This window comes from Roseovarius sp. (assembly GCF_040223625.1).
GTDB lineage: Bacteria > Pseudomonadota > Alphaproteobacteria > Rhodobacterales > Rhodobacteraceae > Roseovarius.
Genome location: NZ_JAVKFX010000039.1, coordinates 70,128 through 93,955 on the forward strand (window position 1 = coordinate 70,128; position 23,828 = coordinate 93,955).

Consider the following 23,828-nt stretch of genomic DNA (forward strand, 5'->3'; position numbering starts at 1 on the left):
ACTGAGAGCACGTCATGGCGGAAAAGCAAGAGGATGCCGGCATACTGGGCGGCGGACAGGTGGAGAATTTCGAAAAGCGCGCCAAGCGCGGGCGGCCGCGCGGCAAGGGCACGCAGGTTGTCTATGACGCGCTGCGCCGCGAGATCCTGACGCTGGTCGCCAAGCCCGGCGATCACCTGGACGAGGCGCAGTTGGAGAAACGCTTCGGCGTGTCGCGCACGCCCATCCGCGAGGCGCTGATCCGGTTGCAGGCCGACCGGCTGGTGCGGTTCTCGGCCAACCGGGGGCATTTCGTGGAGGTGATCAACCTCAACGACGTGCCGCGGATCTTCGAGGCGATGGACCTCTACCAGGCCGCGGTGCTGCGGCTGGCGGCGGGGCGGCACACGCAGGACCAGCTAAAGGTGCTGCGCGAGATCAACGAGGGGTACAAGGCCGCCGCGAAGGCCGGCGATTTCCAGGCGATGACCGAGCGGAACCACGAGTTCCACAAGCAGATCGCGCTGATGGCGGGGAACGATTTCATCCGGGAAGGGTACGAGGCGGTGCTGAATTTCAGCCTGCGCCTGACCTACCTGATGTTCGAGAACGAGGACCGCACGTCGCAGGAGCCGGATACCTATTACGAGCGGATCTATGACGAGCATGACGAGATGATCGACATGATCGCGGCGCGGGACAGAGATGCGCTGGACGAGGTGAGCCAGAAGCATACGCGGCTGTTCTGCAGCCGGGTGTCGGCCTTCATGGAGAACCGGGTGCCGCTTCGGACCAAGGCGCAGACGTTCTAGGCTTTCAGGTCAGCGCGGCGCGCACGCCCCGGCATGGGCCGGGGCGTGGCAGGGGGCGTATTACTCGTCGAGCCGTTCGACGGTTTCGAGGGCGAAGCCGCCGATCATGGCCGCGTAGAAATCGGCATCCGAGGGCGGGATGGCGGTGTAGCCTTCGGGCACGATCGCCTCGCCGGTGACGGCGCTGACCTTGATCGGGAAGCTGCGCTCGATCTCGTTCGGGGTGGCGTCGTCCTGCGAGCCGGCGGTCACGTCTTCCTCGAGGCCGCGGAACACGGCGACGGTGCCTTCCATCTCGTTGAACTCGCCCGTGTCGGGCAGGATCGGACTGCCGGAGATGGCGACCTTGTTGATCTCGACCCGGATGGCGGGCGCCTCGGCGGTTTCGTCGACCGTGACGATCGAGGCGATGGCGCGGCCGAGATCGGCCTCGAGCGACGGCCAGAACTCGCTGGCGTTGCTGCCTTCATAGGCTGACAGGTCGGTCTGGACGTCGATGCGGGAGACGGTGACATCCTGTGCCTGAACGGCGACGGGGGCGGTGAACATAAGCACGGCGGCAGCGGCGCTGAGAACGTGGTGTTTCATGACGATGTCCTTGTTAAAAGGCTGACTTACAGGCTTCTTCAACGCCTCACGGGGCAAACGGTTCCCCGCGTACAAAAGGGAAATGGCGCGGGGGTGCCGCCCGGGCCACGGTTCCACGGAACCGCCGGGGGCATGGCACGTTGAAATCCGGTCAGGCGGCGTCGAACGAAAGGGCAGGGATGACAGCACGCGCGAAGGGCCGGCCTATGGCCGCGGTGGATATCGTTCTGGAAACCGAGCATGCGCTGGACGGCGAGCGGTCGTCGGTGCGCGAGGTGGTCGACCGGCTGGGCCGGGCAAGCTATACGCCGCTGCTGATGGTGCCCGCGCTGATGGTTGTGTCGCCGCTGAGCGGCGTGCCGGGGTTTTCGACGGTCTGCGGTATCCTGATCGCGGCGGTGTCGGTGCAGCAGATGATGCGGCGGCCGTCGCTGTGGCTGCCGGGATGGCTGAACCGTGCCAGCCTGCCGTCGCGGCGGGTGCATGACGCGGTGCAGTGGCTGCGCAAGCCGGCGCGGATGCTGGACAAGGTCACGCGGCGGCGGATGCAGTGGCTGACCCATCCGCCCTTTTCGATCATGCCGCAGGGGTTGTGCCTGATCTGCGGGCTGCTGATGCCCTTGCTGGAACTGGTGCCGTTCACCTCGTCGGTACTGGGCGTGGTCGTGGCGGTGGTGGCGACGGGCATGTTCATGGCGGACGGGCTTCTGGTGCTGTTCGGGATGATGGGGGCGGCGGCGGCCGTCGGGGTGATCGCGGCGGCGATCTGATCAATCGGATTGTTCGGGAAAGTCGTTCGGGAGAACCTTGCGCGGCGCGAAACCGGGTACCTTCGCACCGCGCGGGCCGTTTCAGGTCTTGGCTTTGGCGACGGCGGGCACCGGTTGTGCGTCGTCCATGTTTTCGCTGATCCGTTTCATGAAATCCCAGGCTGCCACAGCAATGAGGGCGAACAGGGAAATCATCGAGAAGTGCTTGCGTTTCATGATGTACCTCCGTGCTGTTGTTCTGAATCAGGAACGTCCGAAACCTTACGCTGGTTCCCGGGAGGTCATCATTAACGTCGTCATTTCGCCGGCAGGGCGTCGTCTTCCTCGGCTTCCGGCCAGGACAGCGGGAAGGTGACGTGCAGCTCGTACCGGTCCTCGGTGACATGGGTGTCGAGCGTGCCGTCGAGCTGCGACACGAAGGACTGGATCAGCCGCGAGCCGAGACCGGAGCCGTCGGGGTCGCGGGTGTCGGCCTCGGTGTCTTCGCCGGTGAAGCGGGAGTTGACGATGCTGAGGGAGAGCGTGTCGGTGCCGGTCTGTTTCAGGGCGATGTTGATCCAGGCGGTCGTCCCGCGTTCGACGCCGGAATGCTTGACGGCGTTGATCGCCGCCTCGGTCGCCAGCAGTGACAGGGGGACCGACTGATCAGGGTCGATCTCGACCGGGTCGAAGCTGGTCGAGATCTCGATCCGGTGCTCGTACTCGTCGAGCGCGCCGATGGTGACGAGCTGGCGGATGATGTCCTCGAGCAGCGAGTCGGCGCGCACCTTGGAGAGCTTGCGGGCAAGGTAGAGGTAGCGGTGGATGGCCGACAGCGCCATCACCCGGTCCTGCACCCGGCGCAGGAGGTGGCGGGCCTCGGGGCTTTCGGTATTGCGGATCTGCATATTCATGATCGAGGAGATCAGTTGCAGGTTGTTCTTCACCCGGTGGTGGATCTCGCGCAGCAGGACGGTCTTTTCCTTCAGGTCCTCGTCGCGGCGGCGTTCCTGGTCGGAGATCCGGCGGGTCATGGCGCGGAAGGCGTCGGCCAGCACCTCGAATTCCTCGGGCGCGTTGTCGAGCCGGGCAGAATCGAGATCGGTGCGGCCGGCGGCGAAGAGGCGCATCCACGAGCGCAGGCGCCAGACGTGGCGGATGGCGAGGCGATGCACGCCGATATAGGCGACGGCGATGGCGATGGCCCACATCAGCAGCGGCACGTAGAGCGAGATCGCCTCTTCGTAGCCGGGCAGGAAGGTGCTCTGGCTGCGGGGGCGCCAGCTTCCCAGCGCGAAGACGCTGCCGTCGACGATCGGGACCACGGCGAAGTGACGCGGGTTGCCCTGCCGGTTGAGGTCGCGGAAGGTCTGGCGGCCTTCGCCGACGAGATCGGGAAGGGAGCGGCCGGCGGGAAGGACCGAGCGGCGGTCGTCGGTGAAGTCGCCGGTGGCGATGATGTCGCCCTTGCCCTGGAAGACCACGAGATCGACGTCGGAATCGACCTGGGCCAGCACCTCGTTGATCTCGGCCAGGGGGATCGCGATCCAGGCGGTGCCGTTTGCCAGGCTGGAATCGGTCACCGGCACGGTGACGATGACGGCCGAGCCGGGGCCGATGAACTCGAGCGGCTGGACGATGATGCCGGCCTCGCGGTTCTCAAGGTCGGAGCGGATGATGTCGAGATCGGCGAGGTCCTGGCGTTCGCCGTTGGAGGCGCAGACGAGGCGCAGGTCGGAATCGATGAAGCCGGCGAAGCTGTAGGTCTCCGACGTGTTGACGACCTGCGACATGATCAGGTCGCAGCTCTGGTTCGAGGCGGAGAACGCCTCGACCGCGACGGCCAGCGTGCGGGCCGAACTGACCGCCGAGCGGATCAGTTCGCGCGTCTCGGAGACGGCCTGCTGGGTCTGTTCGAGAAGGGCGGTTTCGGAAAGGGTGCGGCGTTCCTCCAGCACCTTGAGGGTCTGGAAGACGGAAATCAGGCCGAGCGGCAGCATGGCGAGGCTTAGGACGATGGCCAGCCGGAAGGCGAGGCCCGGCTTCAAGCCCCGGTGCCGCGCCGCCGGCTTCTCGCTCATACGGATGGTTTCCCGTTAACCACCGCCAATGTTGCTGAATCCGTCATTTCGAGTTCGCTGTCATCGTCCAGGTGCATGAGTTCCGCCAGGCGCTTGCGCGCCCGGTTCGCCCGGCTCTTGATGGTGCCGACCGCGCAGTTGCACATATCAGCCGCTTCCTCGTAGGAAAACCCCTCGGCGCCCACGAGAACCAGAACCTCGCGCTGTTCCGCGGTGAGCTGTGCGAAGGCTTCGCGGAAATCGGTCATGGCGAGGCGGCCGTCATGGTCGGGCTTCTGCGACATCGACCCGGCCATTATGCCATCGGGATCCTCGACCTCGCGGCGGCGCTTGCGGTGCTGGGAATAATAGGTGTTGCGCAGGATCGTGAAGAGCCACGCCCGGAGGTTGGTGCCGGTCTGGAACTTGTCGAAGTTATCCCAGGCCTTGACGACCGCGTCCTGGACGAGGTCGTCGGCGGACGATGCATTGTGCGACAGGCTGAAAGCAAACGCACGCATGGCGGGAAGATGCTCGATCAGCTCTTCCTTCGGGTCTTTGTGAGTTGTCACGCGTCATCCTCGGTCTTGGTTCTGGTGTCCCGATTCCGCGTAGAACTGCTCTCTTGCTCTTTGGCACGAAGCTGGTCGAGCAGCTTCGTGAAGCGCTCGGGAACAGGTTCCTCGAACGCTTCCGTGTATACACGCCGCAAGTTGTCGTCTATTTGCTGATCCACTTTGTCGATCCTGCTACTCTTCGCCATAGTACCCGTTTTTCCGCACAAGCCTTCAGGCGCTTTTTTTGCACCTGATCTGGAACATAACTTCACCATATGCGTTTGGTTCCTTACAACGACCGATTTTTTTAGAGGACACCTGAGGGAAATATCGATGATGGACAGCAATCCTGATGTAACCACGCGCATCGCGCAGGAACTGCCATATCTCCGGCGGTATGCGCGGGCGCTGACGGGCAGTCAGAATACCGGAGACAATTACGCCGCCGCGACGCTCGAGGCGCTGCTTGAAAATCAGGAGGTCTTTACCGATGACCGGGCGCCGAAGACGGCGCTGTTCCGTGCCTTCCACGACATCTGGGTGTCCTCCGGCGCGCCGGTGGACGAGGGCGGCAACCTCGATTCCGCCGAAAGCCGGGCGCAGTGGCGCCTGTCGGGCCTGACCCGCAACACCCGCGAGGCACTGCTTCTGCAAAGCCTCGAAGGGTTCCGCACCGAGCAGATCGCCGACATCATCGACGTGAGCGCCGACGAGGCGGCCGAGCTTCTGTCGATCGCCCGGCGCGAGATGTCGGACGCCGTGCGCGGCCGCATCATGGTCATCGAGGACGAGGCGATCATCGCGATGGACATCTCCTCGATCGTCGAGAGCATGGGCCACGAGGTCACCGGCATCGCCCGGACCCGCGACCAGGCCGTGAAGCTGGCCAAGCAGACCCCGCCCGACATGATCCTGGCCGACATCCAGCTGGCCGACAAATCCTCGGGGATCGACGCGGTGAACGACATCCTGGGCCAGATGGACGAGGTGCCCGTGGTGTTCATCACCGCCTTCCCCGAGCGCCTTCTGACGGGCGAGCGGCCGGAACCGGCCTTCCTGATCACCAAGCCCTATTCGGAAGACCAGGTTCAGTCCGCCGTGAGCCAGGCAATGTTCTTCTCGAGTACGGAAACGCTTCAGGCCTGAGGGAAGGGCCGTCTGACGTTCTCAGGGGCCTGCGCGCCGGATGCGGCGCGCAGGTCTTTTTCGTTTCGGTCCGTCAGCTGCGAACGGCGCGCATGATGAGGGCGCCGAGGAACAGGACGAGGAACACGAAGAACAGGATCTGTGCGATCCCTGCCGACGCGGATGCGATCCCGCCAAAGCCGAAGACGGCGGCGACGATTGCGACGACGAAGAATACAAGTGCCCAGTACAGCATCGGAAATCTCCTTTGGATTGGTTGCCTTGGTTCGTCTTGCATTTGATGGCTGATCAACCGCCGTCTCGCTTGATTGGTTCCCGAAAAATTCGCGTGGGGGCAGAATGTTGCTCCAATTTGCCGCACCTGCGAAAAAGGCAGGAACCTGTGTCGCGCTGGCGCGTTGACGACGGGAATGGACCACGCAATTGACGGGAAAAGGAGGCCGACATGGCACGGGCTGACACGACTGACACTCCCAAGAGCGAAATCGACGATCTCTCGGCGCAGATCGCGACCCTGAAGAAGGATGTTTCTTCGCTGACCAAGACGCTGGGCGAGCTTGGCGTCAATTCCAAGAACGCGGCGATCAACGGCGCGCGGCGCAAGGCGCACGACGCCTATGACGCCGGCGAGGCGCAGTTCAACGCCGCGCGCGACCAGGCCGAGCGGGCCGGTCAGTATGCCGCCGACACGGTGCGCGCACAGCCGGCCACGTCGATGGCCGTTGCGGTCGGCGTGGGCTTCATGCTGGGAATGCTGACAAGCCGGAGGTAACGGATGTTTGGTATTCCAGCCACGATCGAAATTCAGGCGCGCGCTGCGGCGCGCGCTTTCGCGTTCAATCTCGTGGGCATGATTCTCGTGCTGGTCGGCAGCGGATTTCTTGGCGCGGCCCTGTGGCTCGTGATCGAGGCCGAACACGGCGCGATCATCGCCAACGCGGCGATCGGCGGGCTGTTCGTGCTGCTGGCGGGCATGTGTTTCCTGCTGAGCCGCTCGCGGGTTCCGGTGCGCAGGGCGGCCGCCGCGACGGTGGCCCCGGCAGGCGCCACGGGCCATACCTCGACCATCGTGGGGATCATCGAAGGGTTCGCGATGGGGATGCAGGCCGGGCGGGCGGCACGGGCGCCGCGGAACCCCGACCCCAACCCGTAAACGGCCTCAGCCGCCCGATTTCCGCCGGCGGATGGCGTGGCGGATCATCTCGTCGGTAAACGGCCGGATCAGCATGTTCCAGCCAAGGCTGCGCACGCGCTCCTCATCGTCCTCGCCGGCGGTGAGGATGATCTGCGTGCCGCAGGTCCTGAGCGTTTCCGCCAGCCCGGTCTCGACCACCTGCGCATAGTTCATTTCCAGGAACGCGGCCGAGATATTCGGCTGCGCGGCAAGGCGGGCGGTCATTTCTTCCGTCGATGCGATACGGATGATTTCGCACGGGCCGGCCGCCCTGAGCGAGCCGGCAATATCCTCTGCGATGAGGGAATTGCGCTCGAGCACAAGGTAGACGGGGGCCGACTGATCCGGCGCCGTGCGCCGGGAATCATCGGGCCGTTCATTCATGAGGTCGTCTCCAAACATAGGTATAAAATACCGTTTAAATTTTGGGGTGCATTAAACTATGACATAGCAAAAGGGGAAAAATTGCCGATGGTTACCGATTGCCGAAACTGCTGGCTGCGCAAGCGGCCCGTCTTCCTGCCGATGTCAGAGGTCGAGCTCGACTTCATGGAGGAGTTCAAGACCGGCGAATTGAAGGTCGACCCGGGTACCACGCTGATGCTGGAAGGGTCGAACAGCCCGCAATTGTTCACCGTGCTCGACGGGATGGGCCTGCGCTACAAGACGCTCGAGGACGGCGAGCGGCAGGTGATCAGCTTCGTCATGCCGGGTGATTTCATCGGGCTGCAGGCGGGCGTGATGGAGGAGATGCAGCATTCGGTCGAATCGACCACCTCGATGATGCTGTGCGTGTTCGACCGGCGGGCGCTGTGGCGGTTGTTCCGGGATCACCCCGAGCGGGCCTATGACCTGACATGGATCGCAGCGCTGGAGGAGCATTTCCTGGGCGAGCAGCTTGCCGTGGTCGGCCGGATGCCGGCCGAGCAGCGGCTGGCAACGGGGCTGTTGCGGCTCTATGACCGGGCGGTGGCGCTGGGCATGTCGAACGGGCCGTGGATGAAGCTGCCCTATACGCAGAAGGACCTGGCCGATGCGCTGGGCCTGTCGGTGGTGCATACCAACAAGACGCTGAAGGGGCTGCGCGACCGCGGGATCCTGAACTGGAAGAACGGCGACATGGAGATCCGGGATTACGAAGCGCTGGCCGGCCTGGCGCACCAGGATCCGGAGGAGGACGTGCGGCGGAGGCCGCTGATCTGAGGGCGGCCGACCGGGACCGCACTCGCCCGGCGTGGAACACGGACAGGTCTTCGGAAAACACCCCTCCAAAAAAGCGGCCCCCGCCTTCAATAAAGGCGGGGGCAGGCACCCGAGGGACAGGAAGGGTGCTGAATGTCTGCCTGGGATTTGGGGATGATGGGCAGACATCCTGTCGAAACGTTTTCTCCATTCCGACGTCGAAAATACAACGCGGCGAATGTATAAAAGGTTCCCGCGAAATGAACTTTTTACAAAGAAAATTACAAGTGACTGATTTCACGATGAAATTAATCGAAATTTCATCGCATCACATCGCCTGTCCCGCCGATTGCGGCAGCACGTAGCGCATCCCCCTTGGCGGCGGCGTGCTGGTGCGCAGGGGGCAGCCATAGGCGTCGGAAAGGATCGCGTCGGTCATCACCGTCTCGGGCGGGCCGTGGGCGACGATGCGCCCGGCTTTCATCACCGCGATCAGGTCGGCGAACATGGCCGTCAGGTTCAGGTCGTGCATCACCGCGATCACGCCGCCGCCGCGAAGGGCATAGTCGCGGGCAAGCTGCATGATGCCGAGCTGGTGGCCGATATCGAGGCTCGCGACCGGCTCGTCGAGGAATAGCCAGCAGGGCGCGCCGTCTAGCACCGGCTGCCAGACCTGCGCCAGCACGCGGGCCAGTTGCACCCGCTGCTGCTCGCCGCCGGAAAGTTCCTGGTAGAAGCGGTCGGCGAAGCCGTCGAGCCCCACGGCGGAGAGCGCGCGATAGGCCAGCATGTCCTGCCGCCCGTGGGGGCCGGACTGCAGGCCGATGCGCACCACCTCGGCCACCTTGAACGGAAAGGCGATGCGCGAGGATTGGGGCAGCACGCCGCGCATCGTGGCAAGGCGCGGGGCGTTGGCGGTGCTGACCGGCGTGCCGTTGAGGGTGACGGTGCCACAGGCCCGCTCCTCGCCCGTGAGGATGCGCAGGAGGGTGGTCTTGCCCGAGCCGTTGGGCCCGACGATGGCAGTCACCGCGCCGGGTTGCGCGGTGAGGTCGATGCCGTCGAGGATGGTCTTGCGGCCGATGGTGTGGCGGATATCGGTGGCGTGCAGCGTCACAGGTAGAGCACCCCGCGGCGGCGCAGGAGGATCCACAGGAAGACCGGCGCGCCGAGCACGGCGGTGACGATCCCGATGGGCAGCTCGGCGGGCGCGATGATGACCCGCGCGGCCACATCGGCCCAGATGAGCAGCGCCCCGCCCAGCAGGGCCGCGTTGATCAGCAGCGGCCCGTGATCCGGTCCGGTGGCCAGCCGCAGCAGGTGGGGCACGACGATGCCGACGAAGCCGATCCCGCCCGAGACGGCGACCGCCGCGCCGGTGGCGGCGGCGACGGCCAGCACGGCGAGGTTCTTGGCCTTCTGCACGGGGATGCCGAGATGCATCGCCGTGGCCTCGCCCATGGCCAGCCCGTTGAGCGCGCGGCCAAGGGTGCTGGCGCCGATCAGGGCCAGCAGGATCAGCGGGCCGGCGGTGACGATCTTGGACCAGGTGGCGCCGGCCAGCGAGCCCATCTGCCAGAATGTCAGGTCGCGCAGCTGCTGGTCGTCGGCGGCGTAGACGAGGATGCCCGCCAGCGCCCCGGTCAGCGCCGTCAGCGCGAGGCCCGCCAGCAGCATGGTCGCCACCGAGGTGCGGCCGCGATGGGTGGCGACGCCATAGAGCAGCATGACCGAGAGCCAGCTTCCGGCGAAGGCGGCGACGGGCACGAGGTACATGCCCGCGACCGCCTGGATCGCGGCGGGCAGCGAGGCGCCGAGTACGATGGCGCAGATCGCGCCAAGGCCTGCGCCGGCGCTGACGCCGACGATGCCCGGATCGGCCAGCGGGTTGCGGAAGAGCCCCTGAAGCACGGTGCCCGAGACCGCCAGCGCCGCCCCCACCAGCAGGCCCAGCAGGGTGCGGGGCAGGCGGATGTCGAACAGCACCACGCGTTCGAGTTGGGTCAGCGGCTCGCCCGAGGCCATGTGCCACAGCGCCGTCCAGAGCGAGGCGCCCGAGGCGCCGATGGCCAGGCTGGCGATGCAGGAGCCCGCCAGCAGCAGCGCCAGCCAGACATGCGCCTGGCGGGCCAGCGCGCGCCGGTCACGGGAGCGGGCGGGCGTCGGGGCGGCGTGCGTCTCGCTCGCGGCCGACATCGGCGGCTCAGGACCCGTAGAGGTGCTGGCTGAGGTCGGTGACGGCCTTCGCCGTGCGCGGCCCGAAGCCAAGCAGGTAGAGGCCATCCATCCGCACGATCGCGCCGGTTTCGGCGGCCGGGGTGGGCTGGAAGGCGGGCATGCCGAACAGCACCTCGTTGGCGATGGCATGGTCGCCGCCGCGGTCCATCATCAGGATCACGTCGGGTTCGGCGCGGCTGACGGCCTCGTCGGTCATGGGCTTGTAGCCCTCGAACTCGGTCACGGCGTTGACCCCGCCCGCCAGCTCGATGATCGAGGCCGCCGCGGTGCCGGTGCCCGAGGCCATCACCCGCCCGCCCTGCATGGACAGCACGAAGAGCACCCGCTTGGGCGCGTCGCCCGCCAGGTCCTCGGCCCGCGACCGGGCGGCGGCGATCTCGGCCTCGACATTGGCGGCAAGCGCATCGGCCTTGTCGGCCACGCCCAGCGCATCGCCCACGCGGCGGATCTTGTCGGCGATGCCGGGGCCGGTCTCGACGCTGGGGATGGTGACGATCTCGACCCCGGAGGCGTTCAGCACCTCCATCGTCTCGGGCGGGCCGGCGCCCTCTTCCGACAGGATCAGCCCGGGCGAGACCGACAGCACCCCCTCGGGCGAGAGCGCGCGCATGTAGCCCACGTCGGGCAGGGCCTTGGCCTCAACCGGGAAGGTGGAGGTGGTGTCGCGGGCGACGAGGCGGTCGCCCTCGCCCAGCGCATAGACGATCTCGGTCACCGAGCCGCCGATGGAGAGGACGCCGGGCTGGCCGGTTGCTTCGCCCTGGGCCGGGGTCATGGCGCCCATGACGGCCAGCAGGGCGGTGGAGAGCGCGGCGAGCAGGGCGCCGCTGGCGCGGGATCTCATGGCGAACATCAGGCGGTTTCCCTTGTCCGGGCCGAGGGCAGGCCGGCGACCAGCTCGCGCCAGGCCGGGCGGCCGTCGCGGCCCTCCTTGCCGACGCCGAAGATCTGTAGGATCAGCCCGCCCTCGGCGTCGAACGCCTCGAGCGAGACGGCCGCGCCGCGCTGGGTGGGCTTGTCGACGGCCCAGACCTCGGCGATATGGTCGAGGCGCAGGTGCAGGTTGAAGCCGGGGTCGAGCACGTTCTGCCACGGGCCCATCGCCTTGAGCGTCCTGACCGGGCCGGTATGGATCTGGATGCAGCCGCGGTTGCCTACGAAGATCATCACCTCGGTGCCGTTTTCGGCCAGCGTCTGAAGCGCCATGTCGACGGCGCCGGGCTCGACCAGCCGGGCCAGCGGCTCGCCCGCGATGCGATAGGCGCCGAGGCGGTTCATCTTCAGCTTCGAGCACAGGCGCAGGAACTGGTGCGTGTCGGTCAGCCGGTCCCATTCCTTGCGCAGGATGTCGGCCTTGGCCGGGTCGGATCTCGGGGTTTCGGCGGGCTGGCGGGGGTCGACCGGCTGCTCGGGCGACTGGTTCTCCAGCGCCAGCTCGGTTTTCAGCCCCGCCCAGGCGTCGTGGTTCGAGGCGTCGCGCAGGAAGATCTTGTGCACCGCGTCGCCCGCGGCGTCGAAGACCTGAAGGCTGCGGCGGGGGCCGCTCTCGCCCGGCTTCTCGACCATGAAGGCGTGCTGCCAGTGCTTGGGGAACATCCGCAGGTCGATATCCTCGGCCAGGGTCATCGCGGCGTGCGGGCCGGGGTGGTAATCGTCGTAGACCCCCACCTTTTCATGCACGCAGGACTCGTTGCGGGTCAGGGCCATGACCTCGCCCAGTTTCAGCGCGGCGCCGATGATGCTGTCGGGATGGGCGTCGATCCGGGTCACGCCGGCGCCGCAATCGGCGGCCACGAGCTGCGCCTCGGAGATGCCGAGCCTGGCGGCGAGGTCGCGTTCGCGGGTCTTCGGATTGTCCTTGCGGGCGGCGCGGATGGCCTCTGCCGTCAGGGGTGCGGGTTCTGCCATGGTGACCTCGATACTGCGGTTTCGGGTGGCATGGCTTCGCCGCGACAGGGGGCGGCGTGGCTGGGACGGCGCCGGGGGTGCCGTCTGTAAACTTGACTCTTTTAGTCTGAATAACTAGAGCCAGACAAGACCAAAGTTACCGGTCGGACATCAATCAAAATACCACGGGCGCCAGCCTTTCGCGAGCGACTTCGGCAAGACAATCCGGATAGCGGACGAAAGGATACGGACAATGACTCGGGACATTTCGCGGGCCCTTTGGGGCACGACGGCGCTGTGCGTGGCATGGCTTTTGGCCATGCCGGCCTTGGCACAGGACGGGGCGCAGGACGGGGATGACAGTCAGGTGGGGCCGGGCGGCTTCCTCGGCACGCTCACCCTTCAGGAAAGCAAGCGGGACGTGCGCACCGACACCGCCACCCCGGTGACCGAGATCGACCAGGACGAGATCAAGGACCGGCAGGCGGGCACGGTGGCCGAGCTGATCGATTCGGTGCCCGGCGTGAACCTCGTGAATGGCACGCGGGCGCAGGGCTCGGGCATCAACATCCGCGGCTTCGGCGCGACCGGCACCTACGGCACGGACCAGAAGGTGCTAATCCAGGTTGACGGGGTGACGCGCGGCAGCGAGGAGCTGTACCGCATCGGCAACCAGCTTTTCACCGACCCCGCGCTTTACAAGCAGGTCGAGGTGATCCGCGGCACGGTGGGCTCGTTCGAATACGGCTCGGGCGTGGTGGGCGGCGCGGTGCTGCTGGAAACGAAGGACGCGTCGGATTTCACCGGCGGCGAGCCCGGCTTCGCCTTCCGGCAGATGCTGGAGTTTTCCACCAATGGCGAGGGGATCGCGAATTCCTCGATCCTCGCGTGGCAGCCGACCGAGAAGCTGGAATTCCTGCTGAACTACACCAACCGCCAGCTCGGCGTCCAAAAGGATGGCGACGGCACCCTGATCAACCCCGATGGCGGCGACATCAACGACCCCTCTTACATGCTGAAGGGCAAGCTGACCTTCGGCGCCGATGATGCGCATTCGCTGACGGCCGCCTATACCAACACCGACTCGACCCAGTACGACGTGCCCTACGATGCCTTCGGGCTGGGCGCCGGCTTCGGCTTCGTCGACCGGGAGACCAGCAGCGAGACGGCGATGCTGCGCTATGGCTACGCCCCGGCGGATAACGCGCTGATCGACCTGACGCTGCAGTTTTCCTATGCCAACGAGGAGATCATGCAGACCCCGGTTCCAGGCACGCCGCCCTTCCTGACCGGGCTGCTGGATGCCGACCACAAGTACGAGACCACCACCGTGACGCTGAAGAACCGCGCGCGGTTCGACACCGGGCCGGTGGCGCATGAGCTTGTCTCGGGGATGGAATACATCCACCGCAAGCGGCTCAACGCCTCCTCGGCGCCGGGCGGGACGGACAACCGCTGGGCGCTTTTCCTGATCGACGAGATGGATTTCGGGGGTGGCTGGACGGTAACGCCGGCCCTGCGCTACGAGACCTCGAGGATCGAGGGCGATACCGCGCCCAACACCGGCCGGTTCAGCCATGACGCGCTGATGGGGGGCCTGTCGGCGCGCTATGCGTTCGGCAACGGCCTCTCGGTCTTCGGCAGTGCCGCCTATACCGAGGTGCTGCCGCCGATCGACGATCTCGACAACCTCGTCCGCGTGTCGACGACCGAGAAGTCGCGCACTTTCGAGGTGGGCGGCGCCTATGACGGGCGCGACCTGTTCGGCGCGGGCGACCGGCTGGCGCTGAAGGTGAATGCCTATGACACCGAGCTGTGGGACGTGACCTCCTACGTGACGAGGACGCCGATGGGCTCGATACTGATTGACAATGTGCACGTACAGGGGGTCGAGATCGAGGGCTCCTACGCGATGCGGAACGGGCTCTATGCCGACCTGAACGCCACCTTCGCCGAGGCCGAGCAGACCGACGCGGTTCACGGCACCTCCGACTGGGAGCTCAACGCGGGCAACAACCTGCGGCTGACGCTCGGCAAGACCTTCGGCGATGCGCTCGACCTGAGTTGGGAGACCGAGATGAACACGTCGGTCACCAACGGCTTCGGCCATACGCCGAGCTATGCCGTGCACAACCTGCGCGCCACCGTGGCGCCCGAGCGCGGGGTCTGGGAGGGGACGGAGCTGCGCGTGGGGATCGAGAACCTCTTCGATCAGAGCTACCGGACACCGCTGATGAGCCCCGGCCGCCGGGCGACGGGGCGGAACTTCAAGTTCACCGTCGCCAGGGCGTTCTGACGGGTTGGCAGCGTATCGGAACGCCGGGGCGGGGGCGGGGTCATATGGACCCGCCCCTTGCCTTTCGCGGGAGGCGGGGAGGGCCCCGGGAGCGCGGTGCCCCGCCGGTGAGGAGCGACGCCTTTGACATGCTGCGCTTTTCCGAATTCACTGGTCCCGAGGGCACCACAGTGGGCCTTCGCGACGTTCAGTGAACGTTGAGAGGCGGAGAGGCGGAGATGACGAAGATCGAGGAAAGCCGGGATTGCGGCAATTCGCCGAAGAACAGCTTCGTGCAATCCGTGGCGATCGCGCTCGAGACGGGCGAGGCGATGCCGGAGGCGTTCAGCGACGCGGTGGTCTGGCACGGCGCCGGGGGCGAGCCGCTGACGCCGCTGGAGGGGATCGAGGCCGTGCAGGCGCATCTCGACAGCCTGATGGCCCCGGTGGCGATGGTGATCGACCACGCGATCTCCCACGGCCGGACCGGCGCCGCCAGCGGCGAGGTGACACTGGCCGACGGCCGGACGCGGCGCTTTGCCCATGTGCTGGAATTCACCAGCGCCAAGGCGAACCGCGTCGCCGTGATCAAGAGCTATGGCTGAGCGGCCGTTAACCCGGCCTTAACCATCCGGCGCCCACGCTCGGGGCCATGCGCTGGTTCCCCCTTCTCCTGCTGCTTGCCGCCTGCAACACGCCCAGTCCCGGCTTCTACGGGGTCGAGCCGGTGCGGATGCATCTTGGCGGCAGCACGTTCGACATCCGCGTGAAAGGCCGCCGGGCCGAGGCGATCCGCCTCAACATGGAATGGGCGCCGCGCCTGTCCTCGGTGGGGGAAAAGGCGGTGCTGGCCATCGAGAAGGTCAGCGGTTGCGAGGTGGCGCGACTCAAGGGCGATGCGGCGCTGGTCGAGGCGCGGCTCGATTGCGGGTCGGGCCCGCCGCCGCCGCGCCCGCCCAGCGGGGAGCTGTTCTGCGAGATGGACCTGCACGAAAACGGCGAGACCGGAAGCCTCTACTGCGTGCCCGCCGATCAGGCCTTCCCGCAGCCGGGGTAATCCGCCGGCATCCATGGCAGGCGTTCGTCGGCGTGGTCGATTTCCGTGGGCTGCACCGCGCCTGGATCGTCGAGCAGGGTGGCGTGGAAATGCGTCTCGCCGGGGGCGCTCTCGGTGGCATAGGTTACCGACGCGCCGCAGGTGGGGCAGAAGGTGCGCCGGGTGCCGGGCGAGGACTCATACATGGCCGGTGTCTGCCCCGTCCAGCGCCACTGCCCGTCCGGGTGACCCACGAAGGTGGCGATGGGCGCCCCGGTGGCCCGCCGGCAACTGTCGCAATGGCAGTGGCCGACCCAGTTGGACGGGCCGTCCAACTCGAACCGCACCGCGCCGCACAGGCAATGTCCCGTCACCGTCATCGCTCCCGTCCTCCCTTCGTCAGGGCACGGCCTCGCCCCGCCGTGCCGCCTCGATCCGCAACCGCGCCGAGTTCGAGCGCGGCACCCAGAGCCCCCGGTCGATGGCCTCCTGCAGCCGTTCGGCCATCTCGCGCAGGGCGGGCGCGTTGTGCTCGGCGATGAAGTCGCGCGTTTGATCATCCTCGAGGAACGCCGCCTCGACCATGTCGAAATGATGATCCCGGACCGCGCCCGTGGTGGCCGAGAAGGCGAAAAGGTAATCCACCGTCGCCGCGATCTCGAACGCGCCCTTGTAGCCGTGGCGCTTGACCCCGTCGATCCACTTGGGGTTCACCACGCGCGACCGCACGACGCGCCCGATCTCGTCCTCCAGCGTCCGGATGACGGGGCGTTCGGGGCGCGAATGGTCGTTGTGATAGATCGGCCGGTCCCTGCCCTGAAGGGTCGAAACCGCCGCCGCCGCGCCGCCCTCGAACTGGTAGTAATCGTCGGAATCGAGGATGTCGTGCTCGCGGTTGTCCTGGTTCTGGACGATCGCCTCGGTCTCACGCAGCCGCGCCTCGAACCCGGCCCGGTCCGGCGTGCCCTCGTCCTTGGCGCCATAGGCATAGCTGCCCCAGGTGAGATAGGCCTCGGCGAGGTCGGCCTTGCCCGACCAGAGCCGCTCGTCGATGAGCGCCTGCAAGCCGGCGCCATAGGCCCCGGGCTTCGCCCCGTAGATGCGCGCGCCCGCGCCCTCGTCCTTTGCCCGCGCGGCGGCGGGGTTGAGGTCTTCGGGCTCGTCCATCGCCTGCACGGCCCGCGCGGCGCTGTCGAACAGCGCGATGAGCTGCGGGAAGGCATCGCGGAAGAACCCCGAGATCCTGAGCGTCACGTCGACGCGCGGCCGCCCCAGCACCCCCTGCGGCAGCACCTCGAACCCGGTCACCCGCCGGTTCGCCGCGTCCCATTTCGGCTTCACCCCCATCAGCGCCATCGCCTGGGCGATATCGTCGCCGCCGGTGCGCATGTTGGCGGTGCCCCATGCCGTCAGCAGCATGGTCCGGGGCCAGTCGCCATGGGTCTGCAAATGCTTCTCGATCAGCAGGTTGGCCGATTTCCACCCCAGCGCCCAGGCCGTGGGGGTCGGCACCGCCCGGCTGTCGACCGAGAAGAAGTTCCGCCCCGTGGGCAGCACGTCGAGCCGGCCCCTCGTGGGCGCGCCCGAGGGGGCAGGGGGCACGAACCGGCCCGCCAGCGCGTCGATGAGGCCGCGGCCCTCCTCGGCCCCGCAGCGCTCGAGCGTCGGGCGGATCGTGCCGGCGATCTCCTCCATCACCGCCTGCGAAGCGGCGCCGGGGGGCGCCACGCCCTCGACCATGGCGACGGCCAGCAGTTCCAGCCGCTCCACCGTGTCGCCGGTGCTGCGCCACGGATCGTCCGACACCTGCGCCAGCGCCTCCGGCTTGGGCCCCTCCCACGCCGCCGCCATCTCGCAATCGAGCGGGTCGAAGCCAAGCTTCAGGTCATCGGCCAGCGCCCGGATGATCGAGGCATCGCCGCCCTTGCCCTGGCCGCGTGGCACCCGCGCCAGCGCGATCGTCAGGTCGAGCGCCTGCCGCCCCTCGGGCGACTGGCCGAAGATGTGCAGCCCATCGCGGATCTGCGCCTCCTTCAATTCGCAGAGATAGGCGTCGAGCTTGGCCAGATCCGTCTCCTCGTCCGCGCCCGCCATGCCGACATCGCGGTCGAGCCCCGTGGCCGAGGCCAGCGTCAGGATCTCGCGCCGCAGATGGTCGATCCGCCGGGGGTCGACGCCCGCCGCCTCGTAATATTCATCCACCAGCGCCTCGAGATCCTTCAGCGGCCCGTAGGTCTCGGCCCGCGTGAGTGGCGGCGTCAGGTGGTCGATGATCACCGCCTGCGCCCGGCGCTTGGCCTGCGTGCCCTCGCCGGGGTCGTTGACGATGAACGGGTAGACATGCGGGGTGGGGCCGAAGACCGCCTCGGGCCAGCAGTCCTGCGACAGCGCCAGCGCCTTGCCCGGCAGCCATTCGAGGTTGCCATGCTTGCCCATATGCACGATCGCCTGCGCCCGGAACTGGTGCCGTAGCCAGAAATAGAAGGCGAGGTAATTGTGCGGCGGCACGAGGTCGGGGGAATGGTAGGTGTCGGTCGGGTCGATATTGTAGCCGCGCGCGGGCTGGACGCCGACGACGACGTTGCCGAATTGCAGGACCGACAGGCTGAACCGGCCGCAATCCACCTCGCCGGGGGTGAAGAACGGATCCTGCTCCGGCGGGCCCCAGCGCCGTTCCATCGCCTCGCGCAGCTCCCACGGAAGCTGGCCGTAATCGATCATGTAGTCGGCAAGGCTCATTTCCACCCCGCCGCCGCGCTCGGCCCGGTCGGTCAGCCAGTTGGTCGGCCCCGCCATCACCGCCTGCATCAGCGCATCGCTGTCCTCGGGCGCGCCGGTGACCCTGTACCCGGCCTCCGCCAATAGCTTCAGCACGTGCACCGTGCCGGCGGGCGTATCGAGCCCCACGCCATTGGCCAGCCGCCCGTCCTTGTTGGGATAGTTCGCCAGCACCAGCGCGACCTTGCGCTCCGCCTCCGGCGTTTGCCTGAGCCGCGCCCAGTTCGCCGCAAGCTGCGCCACGAAATCGATCCGGTCTCCCTGCGCCCGGTAGGTGGCGATCGGGCATTCCGTCGCCTCGTCGTAGAACGCCTCGCCCTTGAAGCTGACGGCGCGGGAAAGCACGCGGCCATCCACCTCCGGCAGGGCCACGTTCATGGCGATATCGCGGGCAGAGAGACCGGTCAGCCCCTCCTTCCACGCCTCCTCGGACGAGCCCGCCAGCACCACCTGCATCACCGGCGCCTGCTTTGCTCCTGCCATCGTCAGCGGATTGTCGGGGCTCTGGTCGCCGGCATGGGGGGAACCGACGGCGAAGGAGGTGGCATTGAGGATCACCGAGGGTGGGGCGGCGGTGAAGAGATGCTCCAAGGTCGCCACCGACACCGGATCCTTCAGCGAAGCCACGAAGACCGGCAACGGGTTCAGCCCGGCCCTGAGCAGCGCCTTCACCAGCCGGTTGATCGGGTTCAGCCCGGCCCCCTGCACCAGCGCCCGGTAGAAGATCAGCGGCACCACCGGCTGGCCCTCGGTCCACGCCTCTTGTGCGGCGGCCAGATCGGCCACGCCGGCGCCCGGCCAGTACACGCCCGCCCGCAACAGCGGCGCGGCGGCGGCGGGCTTTTCCCCGCCCTCCAGCATCGCCTGCGCATAGCCAAGGAAGTTCACCGCGTTCTCCGGCCCGCCCTCGACGAGATAGGCCCAGAGCGCGTCATACTCCTCGTCCGGAACCGTCGACAGCTCCCGCAACTCCGCATCCGGCTTGTCATCGCCCGGCAGCAACGCCAGCGGCACGCCCGCCTCGTGACAGCGCGCCGCGAACTGCTCCGCCCCGTATTTCCAGTAGCCCACGCCGCCCAGCACGCGGGCCACCACCAGCCGCGATTTCGTGGCGCATTGGTCAAGGTGCAAATCCACCGACATCGGGTGCTGCAGATGCGTCAGGTTCGCGAGCCTCAGCCCCGGCGGCGCGCCCATGTCCGCCCGTGCGGCGCTGAGGCTCGCCAGCTCGGTATCGGCGGCGGAGAGGAAGACGAGGTCGGACGGGCTCTGGCCAAGGTCGACCGGTTCATTGCCGTCATCGATCGTGCCGGGGGTGGCGGCGAGCAGGTGCATTACGTCTGGCCTTTCCGCCCGTGGCGGGCGTCGGGATTTCGAGTATTTCTGCCAAGAAGAAGCATGGGCGTCACGCCTCTTCCAGCGGCTTTTCCATGTAGACCGAGCTGTCGTTCGGGCGGTAGTCGCCGAAGATGCCGCAGCGGGTGAAGCCCGCGCGTTCGTAGAGCCGCACGGCGCTGGCCAGCGGGTCGCCCGTCTCCAGCCGCAGGAGGGGCAGGCCGAGGCTGCGCGCCTCGTCCTCCAGCGCGCGCAGGATGGCGGCGGCGACGCCCCGGCCGCGGGCCTCGGGGGCGGTGAACATGCTCTTCACCTCGCCATAGCCGTCCTTCAGCGCCAGCGCCCCGGTGCCCAGCGTCTCGCCCCCCTCGCGCGCCGCGAAGAAGCGCACGTCGTCGCCGCGCAGCGCTTCGAAATCGAGGAAGTAGTTCTCCTCCGGCTCGAACATCTCCTGCATCAGGGCATGGCTCGCCTCGAGGATCGCCTTGGGCCCCGGGGCCAGCGGGTCGGCCCGCTCGACGATGAGCATCACGCCTGCAGCGCGGCTTCGATCGCCGCCCGGTCGAGCCCCGCCTGACCGATCACCACCAGCCGCGTCTCGCGCGCCTCCGTGCCGAAGGGCCGGTCGAAATAGGTGTCGATCCGCGGCCCCACCGCCTGCAGCGTCAGGCGCATGGGCTTGCCGGCGACGGCGGCGAAGCCCTTGAGGCGCAGGATATCGTGCTGCCGGATGATGCCCGCCACCTGCTCGGCAAAGGCCGCCGGGTCGGCGATCTCGTCGCGGGCCACGACGAAGCTTTCGAACTCGTCATGGTCGTGGTCGTGGTGATGATCGTGATCGTCCTCGTCATCGTCGTGGTGATGGTGGTGATGCAGCTCGTGCCGCGCCTCCATGTCACCCTCGGCGCCGATGCCCTGGCCCAGCAGCACGTCGACCGGCAGCGCCCCCATCGTGGCCTTGACCACTTGCACGCCCTCGCGGCTTTCCGAGCGAAGGCGGCCCACCAGCGCGCCCGCCTGCTCCTCGCCCAGCAGGTCGGCCTTGTTCACCACGATCATGTCGGCACAGGCGATCTGGTCCTCGAAGAGCTCCGACAGGGGCGTTTCGTGGTCGAGGTTGTCATCGAGCTGCCGCTGCTTGTCGACGGCGGCCACGTCATGGGCGAACCGCCCCTCGGCCATGGCCTTGCCATCGACCACGGTCACCACGCCGTCCACGGTCACGCGGGTGGAAATCTCGGGCCAGTTGAAGGCGCGGACCAGCGGCTGCGGCAGGGCCAAACCGGAGGTCTCGATCACGATGTGATCGGGCGCATCCGGCCGGTCGAGCAGCTTTTGCATCGTCGGCACGAAATCCTCGGCCACCGTGCAGCAGATACAGCCGTTCGACAGCTCCATAACGTCATCCTCGGCACAGTTCTCGATGCCGCAGCCCTTCAGGATGCCGCCATCGACGCCCAGATCGCCGAACTCGTTGATGATCAGCGCGATGCGCTTGCCATTGGCGTTCTCCAGCATGTGCCGGATCAGCGTGGTTTTCCCGGCGCCGAGGAAACCGGTCACCACGGTTGCGGGGATCTTGGCGGGCATTCGTGAAGCTCCTTCCGAAAAGCTTGTCAGCGGTGCGGCGATCGCCTAGGCGAACCCCATGCACCGGATCGTGGTCTGTTCAACATGCGAGGGGAGGGACGGCAAGGGCTTTGCCGCCACGTTGCGCGCGGCACTTGCGACGCGCGCGATGGATTTCGAGGTCGAGGCGCATGACTGCATGTCGAACTGCGCCCGGCCCCTGTCGGTGGCCTTCACCGCGCCGGGCAAGGCCACCTATCTCTTCGGCGATATCGCCCCCGAGACCGACCTCGCCGACACGCTGGCCTTCGCGGGCCTCTACGCCGATACGCCCGACGGCTGGATCGAAGACGCCCGCCCGGCGGGCCGCCTGCGCTTCTGCCTGATCGGCCGAGTCCCGGCCTGAAACAGGGCGCACGCCCGGCGCTTCTTCTGGCCGGAAATATCCCGGGGGAGGCGTTGAAACCCCAGGGGTTTCAACGTCGGGGGCAGCGCCCCCAAAGCCCAAGCCGACCACAGGCGCCATCATTCGATCACCAGCGTCTCGGTCACCTCGATCGGTTCCCCCTCGACGGCCAGTTGCGTGTGGTCGTTGGCATTGAGCGTCACCCGCACCTCGTGCTCGCCCACCGGCAGGGCCGAGAGGTGGTACCACCGCGCGTAGGCGCGGGCGAGCTTGACGCCGTTCACGTAGACATGGGCGTGGCCGTGGCCGGGGATATGCGCGCCATTCACCGCCTCGGGGTCGAAGGTGAAGTTCTGCACGATGATCTCGAGGTTGCGGCTCTGCGCCCCGTCGGGGTGAAAGGCGATCGACAGCTCCGGCGCCGGGCTTTCCGCCTCGGTGAGCTGGGAGTGGTCGTGCCCCGCCATGTCTCCGTGATCGTGGGCGGAATGGTCATGCACCTCGGCCCCGTGGGCATGCCCCTCCATCTGCGCGCCGGTGCTGGCCGCGATCAGGAACCCCGCGCCGGTTCCGAAGAACAGGCCGATGATCAGGAATATGAAGGTCTTCGGCATGCGGTATCCCCCTGTCGTACAGCCGGGCGGCGCGGCGGCCGCCCGGACAGGATAGCAGTTTCGGCGCTCAGGCGGTGGCGCTTTCGCCCGTGCCCTCGCGGTGCCAGAAATAGCCGGCGAGGCATCCCATCACCGCCCAGACGGCAAAGCCCGTCCCCAGCGCCCTGCTGGCGAACAGTGCGGCGATCTCCGGCGGTACCGGCCCGGCAAAGCTGTCGGGATGCGGCGCGCCGATCACGTGCGGCGCGAGGATCAGCACGATGCCCGCGCCCGCGGCCAACAACCCGCGCCCCAGCCCGATCAGCGCAAGGCCGATCGCGGTGGCGGCGACGGTGCCCCACCACCAGACCTGCCGCGCGCCAAGCTCGGCCGCGGCCACGCCCGGCACTTCCGGCGGCAGCGAGAAGGCCGGCGCGAAGTGGAACGCGATGAACCCCGCGATGCCCCAGATCAGCCCGGTGCGGGCGTCGATCCGCACGCCCCGCTCGGCCGCCATAGCCATGGCGGCGACGAGGATGAAGGCATAGCCCACGTAGATCAGGGCCGAGAACAGCACGCTCATCCCGTCGCGCATCGGGTCGAAACCCGGCAGGTCGGGATGGGCCGAGACCGCCTCGGCGCCGAAATGGGCAAGCTCACCGCCTTCGTACAGCTCGGCATGAAGCAGCACCGGCTGAACGAACGCGAACTGCAGCGCGGCGGCGATCAGCCCCGCGCAGAATCCAGCGAACAGCGCGCTGGTCAGGATACGCTGAAACATGGCTCAGTGGCAGGGAAAGCCGGTGGCGTGGCGCACGTCATGGGCGGCGTCATGCAGCGCGGCGGCCTGAACGTGGCCGGCCAGCGTGATGATCCCGAAGCCCAGGACGATGGCGGCAATCGCCGGCAGAATGGTTGTCTTGGACGCGGATTGAACCAGTGCGGTCATAGTCTATTCTCCTTCCCGGCCTCTCACCCGAGGCGTGGATTTCATCAGGCAAAGGCTGGTCTCCTGGCTCGCGGGTCACGGCCGGTCCTGCCGCCTTCCCGGGCCAATCGGCCCGGTGGCATGTGGCAGGGGGCTCGCCGCTTACAGTCGCGGGGGCGGCTGACGCCTGGGCTCCCGAAGTGGGTCCGCCGTCACGTCATTCCCGATTTATCCCCGAGTGCTTTGCACCCATTATGGGGACCCTTGCAGCCCCCGGTATGAGGCCCGGCCGCCCTTGCGTCAAGGCCGTTTGCGACACGGGCAGGGCGGCGGGCGGCATGGGGCGCGGTCCCGGATCGGCCCGCCGCGATGGGCCGAACGCCGCCGATTGGGCCGCGTGAATCGCAATATCTTGTGGATAACGGCCCGGAATGACCCATATCCGGGGCAAACCCCGTTGACAGGTGGCCTTTGCGTCTCTCTCATTGACCCCCAAGACCGGAATCACCGGCGCGTCACCGGCCACAAGGGGCATA

The 23,828-nt window shown here is 67.4% G+C and carries 28 protein-coding genes and 1 riboswitch; of the genes, 10 read left to right on the forward strand and 18 right to left on the reverse strand.

Going from position 1 to position 23,828, the window contains the following annotated elements:
• Positions 1-14: 14 nt before the first annotated feature.
• Positions 15-791 carry a GntR family transcriptional regulator gene (locus tag RLN94_RS11870; RefSeq protein WP_350131794.1) on the forward strand — a complete coding sequence of 259 codons (777 nt, stop codon included), beginning with the start codon at positions 15-17 and terminating at the stop codon, positions 789-791.
• A gap of 60 nt (positions 792-851) precedes the next feature.
• Here RLN94_RS11870 and RLN94_RS11875 read toward each other — a convergent pair whose 3' ends face one another.
• A complete protein-coding gene (locus RLN94_RS11875; protein ID WP_350131791.1) occupies positions 852-1,379 on the reverse strand; it encodes a hypothetical protein in 528 nt (175 codons plus the stop codon).
• A gap of 179 nt (positions 1,380-1,558) precedes the next feature.
• Between RLN94_RS11875 and RLN94_RS11880 the strand changes: the two genes are divergently transcribed.
• Positions 1,559-2,149 carry an exopolysaccharide biosynthesis protein gene (locus RLN94_RS11880; protein ID WP_350131789.1) on the forward strand — a complete coding sequence of 197 codons (591 nt, stop codon included), beginning with the start codon at positions 1,559-1,561 and terminating at the stop codon, positions 2,147-2,149.
• Between the two features lie 81 nt (positions 2,150-2,230).
• Here the strand turns inward: RLN94_RS11880 and RLN94_RS11885 are convergent, their stop codons facing one another.
• The 4 genes from RLN94_RS11885 to RLN94_RS11900 all read right to left on the reverse strand — a co-directional run bounded on the left by RLN94_RS11885 (position 2,231) and on the right by RLN94_RS11900 (position 5,113).
• Positions 2,231-2,365: a hypothetical protein gene (locus RLN94_RS11885; RefSeq protein WP_350131786.1), complete on the reverse strand. Its 135-nt coding sequence runs from the start codon at positions 2,363-2,365 to the stop codon at positions 2,231-2,233.
• Positions 2,366-2,445: 80 nt separating this feature from the next.
• Positions 2,446-4,209, reverse strand: a complete 1,764-nt coding sequence (locus RLN94_RS11890; protein ID WP_350131783.1) for a sensor histidine kinase — start codon at positions 4,207-4,209, stop codon at positions 2,446-2,448.
• The gene (locus tag RLN94_RS11895; RefSeq protein ID WP_350131781.1) at positions 4,206-4,760 is read right to left on the reverse strand and encodes an RNA polymerase sigma factor; all 555 of its coding nucleotides are present in this window, start codon (positions 4,758-4,760) and stop codon (positions 4,206-4,208) included. Before RLN94_RS11895 ends, RLN94_RS11890 begins: the two co-directional genes overlap by 4 nt.
• A complete protein-coding gene (locus RLN94_RS11900; protein ID WP_350158452.1) occupies positions 4,757-5,113 on the reverse strand; it encodes a NepR family anti-sigma factor in 357 nt (118 codons plus the stop codon). Before RLN94_RS11900 ends, RLN94_RS11895 begins: the two co-directional genes overlap by 4 nt.
• Here RLN94_RS11900 and RLN94_RS11905 point away from each other — a divergent pair.
• Positions 5,079-5,891: a response regulator gene (locus RLN94_RS11905; protein ID WP_350131775.1), complete on the forward strand. Its 813-nt coding sequence runs from the start codon at positions 5,079-5,081 to the stop codon at positions 5,889-5,891. The genes RLN94_RS11900 and RLN94_RS11905 overlap by 35 nt on opposite strands.
• Positions 5,892-5,964: 73 nt before the next feature.
• Here RLN94_RS11905 and RLN94_RS11910 read toward each other — a convergent pair whose 3' ends face one another.
• Positions 5,965-6,126, reverse strand: a complete 162-nt coding sequence (locus RLN94_RS11910) for a DUF1328 domain-containing protein (protein WP_074940246.1) — start codon at positions 6,124-6,126, stop codon at positions 5,965-5,967.
• A gap of 210 nt (positions 6,127-6,336) precedes the next feature.
• Between RLN94_RS11910 and RLN94_RS11915 the strand changes: the two genes are divergently transcribed.
• The gene (locus RLN94_RS11915; RefSeq protein WP_350131772.1) at positions 6,337-6,663 is read left to right on the forward strand and encodes an ElaB/YgaM/YqjD family protein; all 327 of its coding nucleotides are present in this window, start codon (positions 6,337-6,339) and stop codon (positions 6,661-6,663) included.
• Between the two features lie 3 nt (positions 6,664-6,666).
• Positions 6,667-7,044: a hypothetical protein gene (locus tag RLN94_RS11920; protein WP_350131770.1), complete on the forward strand. Its 378-nt coding sequence runs from the start codon at positions 6,667-6,669 to the stop codon at positions 7,042-7,044.
• 6 nt (positions 7,045-7,050) lie between these two features.
• Here the strand turns inward: RLN94_RS11920 and RLN94_RS11925 are convergent, their stop codons facing one another.
• On the reverse strand, positions 7,051-7,449 hold the full coding sequence (locus tag RLN94_RS11925) for a response regulator (protein ID WP_350131768.1): 399 nt from the start codon (positions 7,447-7,449) through the stop codon (positions 7,051-7,053).
• A gap of 87 nt (positions 7,450-7,536) precedes the next feature.
• On the opposite strand from RLN94_RS11925, the gene RLN94_RS11930 reads away from it, so the two are divergent.
• A complete protein-coding gene (locus RLN94_RS11930) occupies positions 7,537-8,268 on the forward strand; it encodes a Crp/Fnr family transcriptional regulator (RefSeq protein WP_350132022.1) in 732 nt (243 codons plus the stop codon).
• A gap of 307 nt (positions 8,269-8,575) precedes the next feature.
• Here RLN94_RS11930 and RLN94_RS11935 read toward each other — a convergent pair whose 3' ends face one another.
• Genes RLN94_RS11935 through RLN94_RS11950 form a run of 4 tightly spaced genes read right to left on the reverse strand, consistent with a single transcriptional unit; the run spans position 8,576 to position 12,393 of the window.
• Positions 8,576-9,364, reverse strand: a complete 789-nt coding sequence (locus RLN94_RS11935; RefSeq protein ID WP_350131765.1) for a heme ABC transporter ATP-binding protein — start codon at positions 9,362-9,364, stop codon at positions 8,576-8,578.
• Complete coding sequence (locus RLN94_RS11940) at positions 9,361-10,443, reverse strand: FecCD family ABC transporter permease (protein ID WP_350131763.1); 1,083 nt, start codon at positions 10,441-10,443, stop codon at positions 9,361-9,363. The genes RLN94_RS11935 and RLN94_RS11940 overlap by 4 nt, the downstream gene beginning before the upstream one ends.
• 7 nt (positions 10,444-10,450) lie before the next feature.
• The gene (locus tag RLN94_RS11945) at positions 10,451-11,338 is read right to left on the reverse strand and encodes a heme/hemin ABC transporter substrate-binding protein (protein WP_502949378.1); all 888 of its coding nucleotides are present in this window, start codon (positions 11,336-11,338) and stop codon (positions 10,451-10,453) included.
• Complete coding sequence (locus RLN94_RS11950; RefSeq protein ID WP_350131760.1) at positions 11,338-12,393, reverse strand: hemin-degrading factor; 1,056 nt, start codon at positions 12,391-12,393, stop codon at positions 11,338-11,340. The genes RLN94_RS11945 and RLN94_RS11950 overlap by 1 nt, the downstream gene beginning before the upstream one ends.
• Positions 12,394-12,625: 232 nt before the next feature.
• On the opposite strand from RLN94_RS11950, the gene RLN94_RS11955 reads away from it, so the two are divergent.
• From RLN94_RS11955 to RLN94_RS11965, 3 genes are all read left to right on the forward strand, one after another.
• On the forward strand, positions 12,626-14,668 hold the full coding sequence (locus RLN94_RS11955) for a TonB-dependent receptor domain-containing protein (protein WP_350131758.1): 2,043 nt from the start codon (positions 12,626-12,628) through the stop codon (positions 14,666-14,668).
• A 218-nt stretch (positions 14,669-14,886) separates the two neighbouring features.
• Positions 14,887-15,252, forward strand: a complete 366-nt coding sequence (locus tag RLN94_RS11960; RefSeq protein WP_350131755.1) for a nuclear transport factor 2 family protein — start codon at positions 14,887-14,889, stop codon at positions 15,250-15,252.
• A gap of 47 nt (positions 15,253-15,299) precedes the next feature.
• On the forward strand, positions 15,300-15,704 hold the full coding sequence (locus RLN94_RS11965; protein WP_350131752.1) for a hypothetical protein: 405 nt from the start codon (positions 15,300-15,302) through the stop codon (positions 15,702-15,704).
• Here the strand turns inward: RLN94_RS11965 and RLN94_RS11970 are convergent.
• From RLN94_RS11970 to cobW, 4 genes are all read right to left on the reverse strand, one after another.
• Positions 15,680-16,063, reverse strand: a complete 384-nt coding sequence (locus tag RLN94_RS11970) for a GFA family protein (RefSeq protein WP_350131749.1) — start codon at positions 16,061-16,063, stop codon at positions 15,680-15,682. The two genes, RLN94_RS11965 and RLN94_RS11970, sit on opposite strands and share 25 nt — an antisense overlap.
• Before the next feature lie 19 nt (positions 16,064-16,082).
• Positions 16,083-19,796 (reverse strand): cobaltochelatase subunit CobN, encoded by a 3,714-nt coding sequence (cobN, locus tag RLN94_RS11975; RefSeq protein WP_350131746.1) that lies wholly within the window; start codon positions 19,794-19,796, stop codon positions 16,083-16,085.
• Between the two features lie 70 nt (positions 19,797-19,866).
• Complete coding sequence (locus RLN94_RS11980) at positions 19,867-20,325, reverse strand: GNAT family N-acetyltransferase (protein ID WP_350132016.1); 459 nt, start codon at positions 20,323-20,325, stop codon at positions 19,867-19,869.
• The gene (gene cobW, locus RLN94_RS11985) at positions 20,325-21,386 is read right to left on the reverse strand and encodes a cobalamin biosynthesis protein CobW (RefSeq protein ID WP_350131743.1); all 1,062 of its coding nucleotides are present in this window, start codon (positions 21,384-21,386) and stop codon (positions 20,325-20,327) included. The genes RLN94_RS11980 and cobW overlap by 1 nt, the downstream gene beginning before the upstream one ends.
• 58 nt (positions 21,387-21,444) lie before the next feature.
• On the opposite strand from cobW, the gene RLN94_RS11990 reads away from it, so the two are divergent.
• Entirely contained in the window at positions 21,445-21,771 is a 327-nt protein-coding gene (locus RLN94_RS11990; RefSeq protein WP_350131740.1) for a DUF1636 family protein, read from the forward strand.
• 119 nt (positions 21,772-21,890) lie between these two features.
• Here the strand turns inward: RLN94_RS11990 and RLN94_RS11995 are convergent, their stop codons facing one another.
• The 3 genes from RLN94_RS11995 to RLN94_RS12005 form a co-directional block, all read right to left on the reverse strand.
• The gene (locus RLN94_RS11995) at positions 21,891-22,385 is read right to left on the reverse strand and encodes a hypothetical protein (protein WP_350131737.1); all 495 of its coding nucleotides are present in this window, start codon (positions 22,383-22,385) and stop codon (positions 21,891-21,893) included.
• A gap of 67 nt (positions 22,386-22,452) precedes the next feature.
• Positions 22,453-23,145 (reverse strand): CbtA family protein, encoded by a 693-nt coding sequence (locus RLN94_RS12000; protein ID WP_350131734.1) that lies wholly within the window; start codon positions 23,143-23,145, stop codon positions 22,453-22,455.
• A gap of 3 nt (positions 23,146-23,148) precedes the next feature.
• Positions 23,149-23,313: a CbtB domain-containing protein gene (locus tag RLN94_RS12005; RefSeq protein WP_350131731.1), complete on the reverse strand. Its 165-nt coding sequence runs from the start codon at positions 23,311-23,313 to the stop codon at positions 23,149-23,151.
• A gap of 36 nt (positions 23,314-23,349) precedes the next feature.
• A riboswitch (cobalamin riboswitch) is annotated at positions 23,350-23,573 on the reverse strand.
• Positions 23,574-23,828 lie beyond the last annotated feature (255 nt).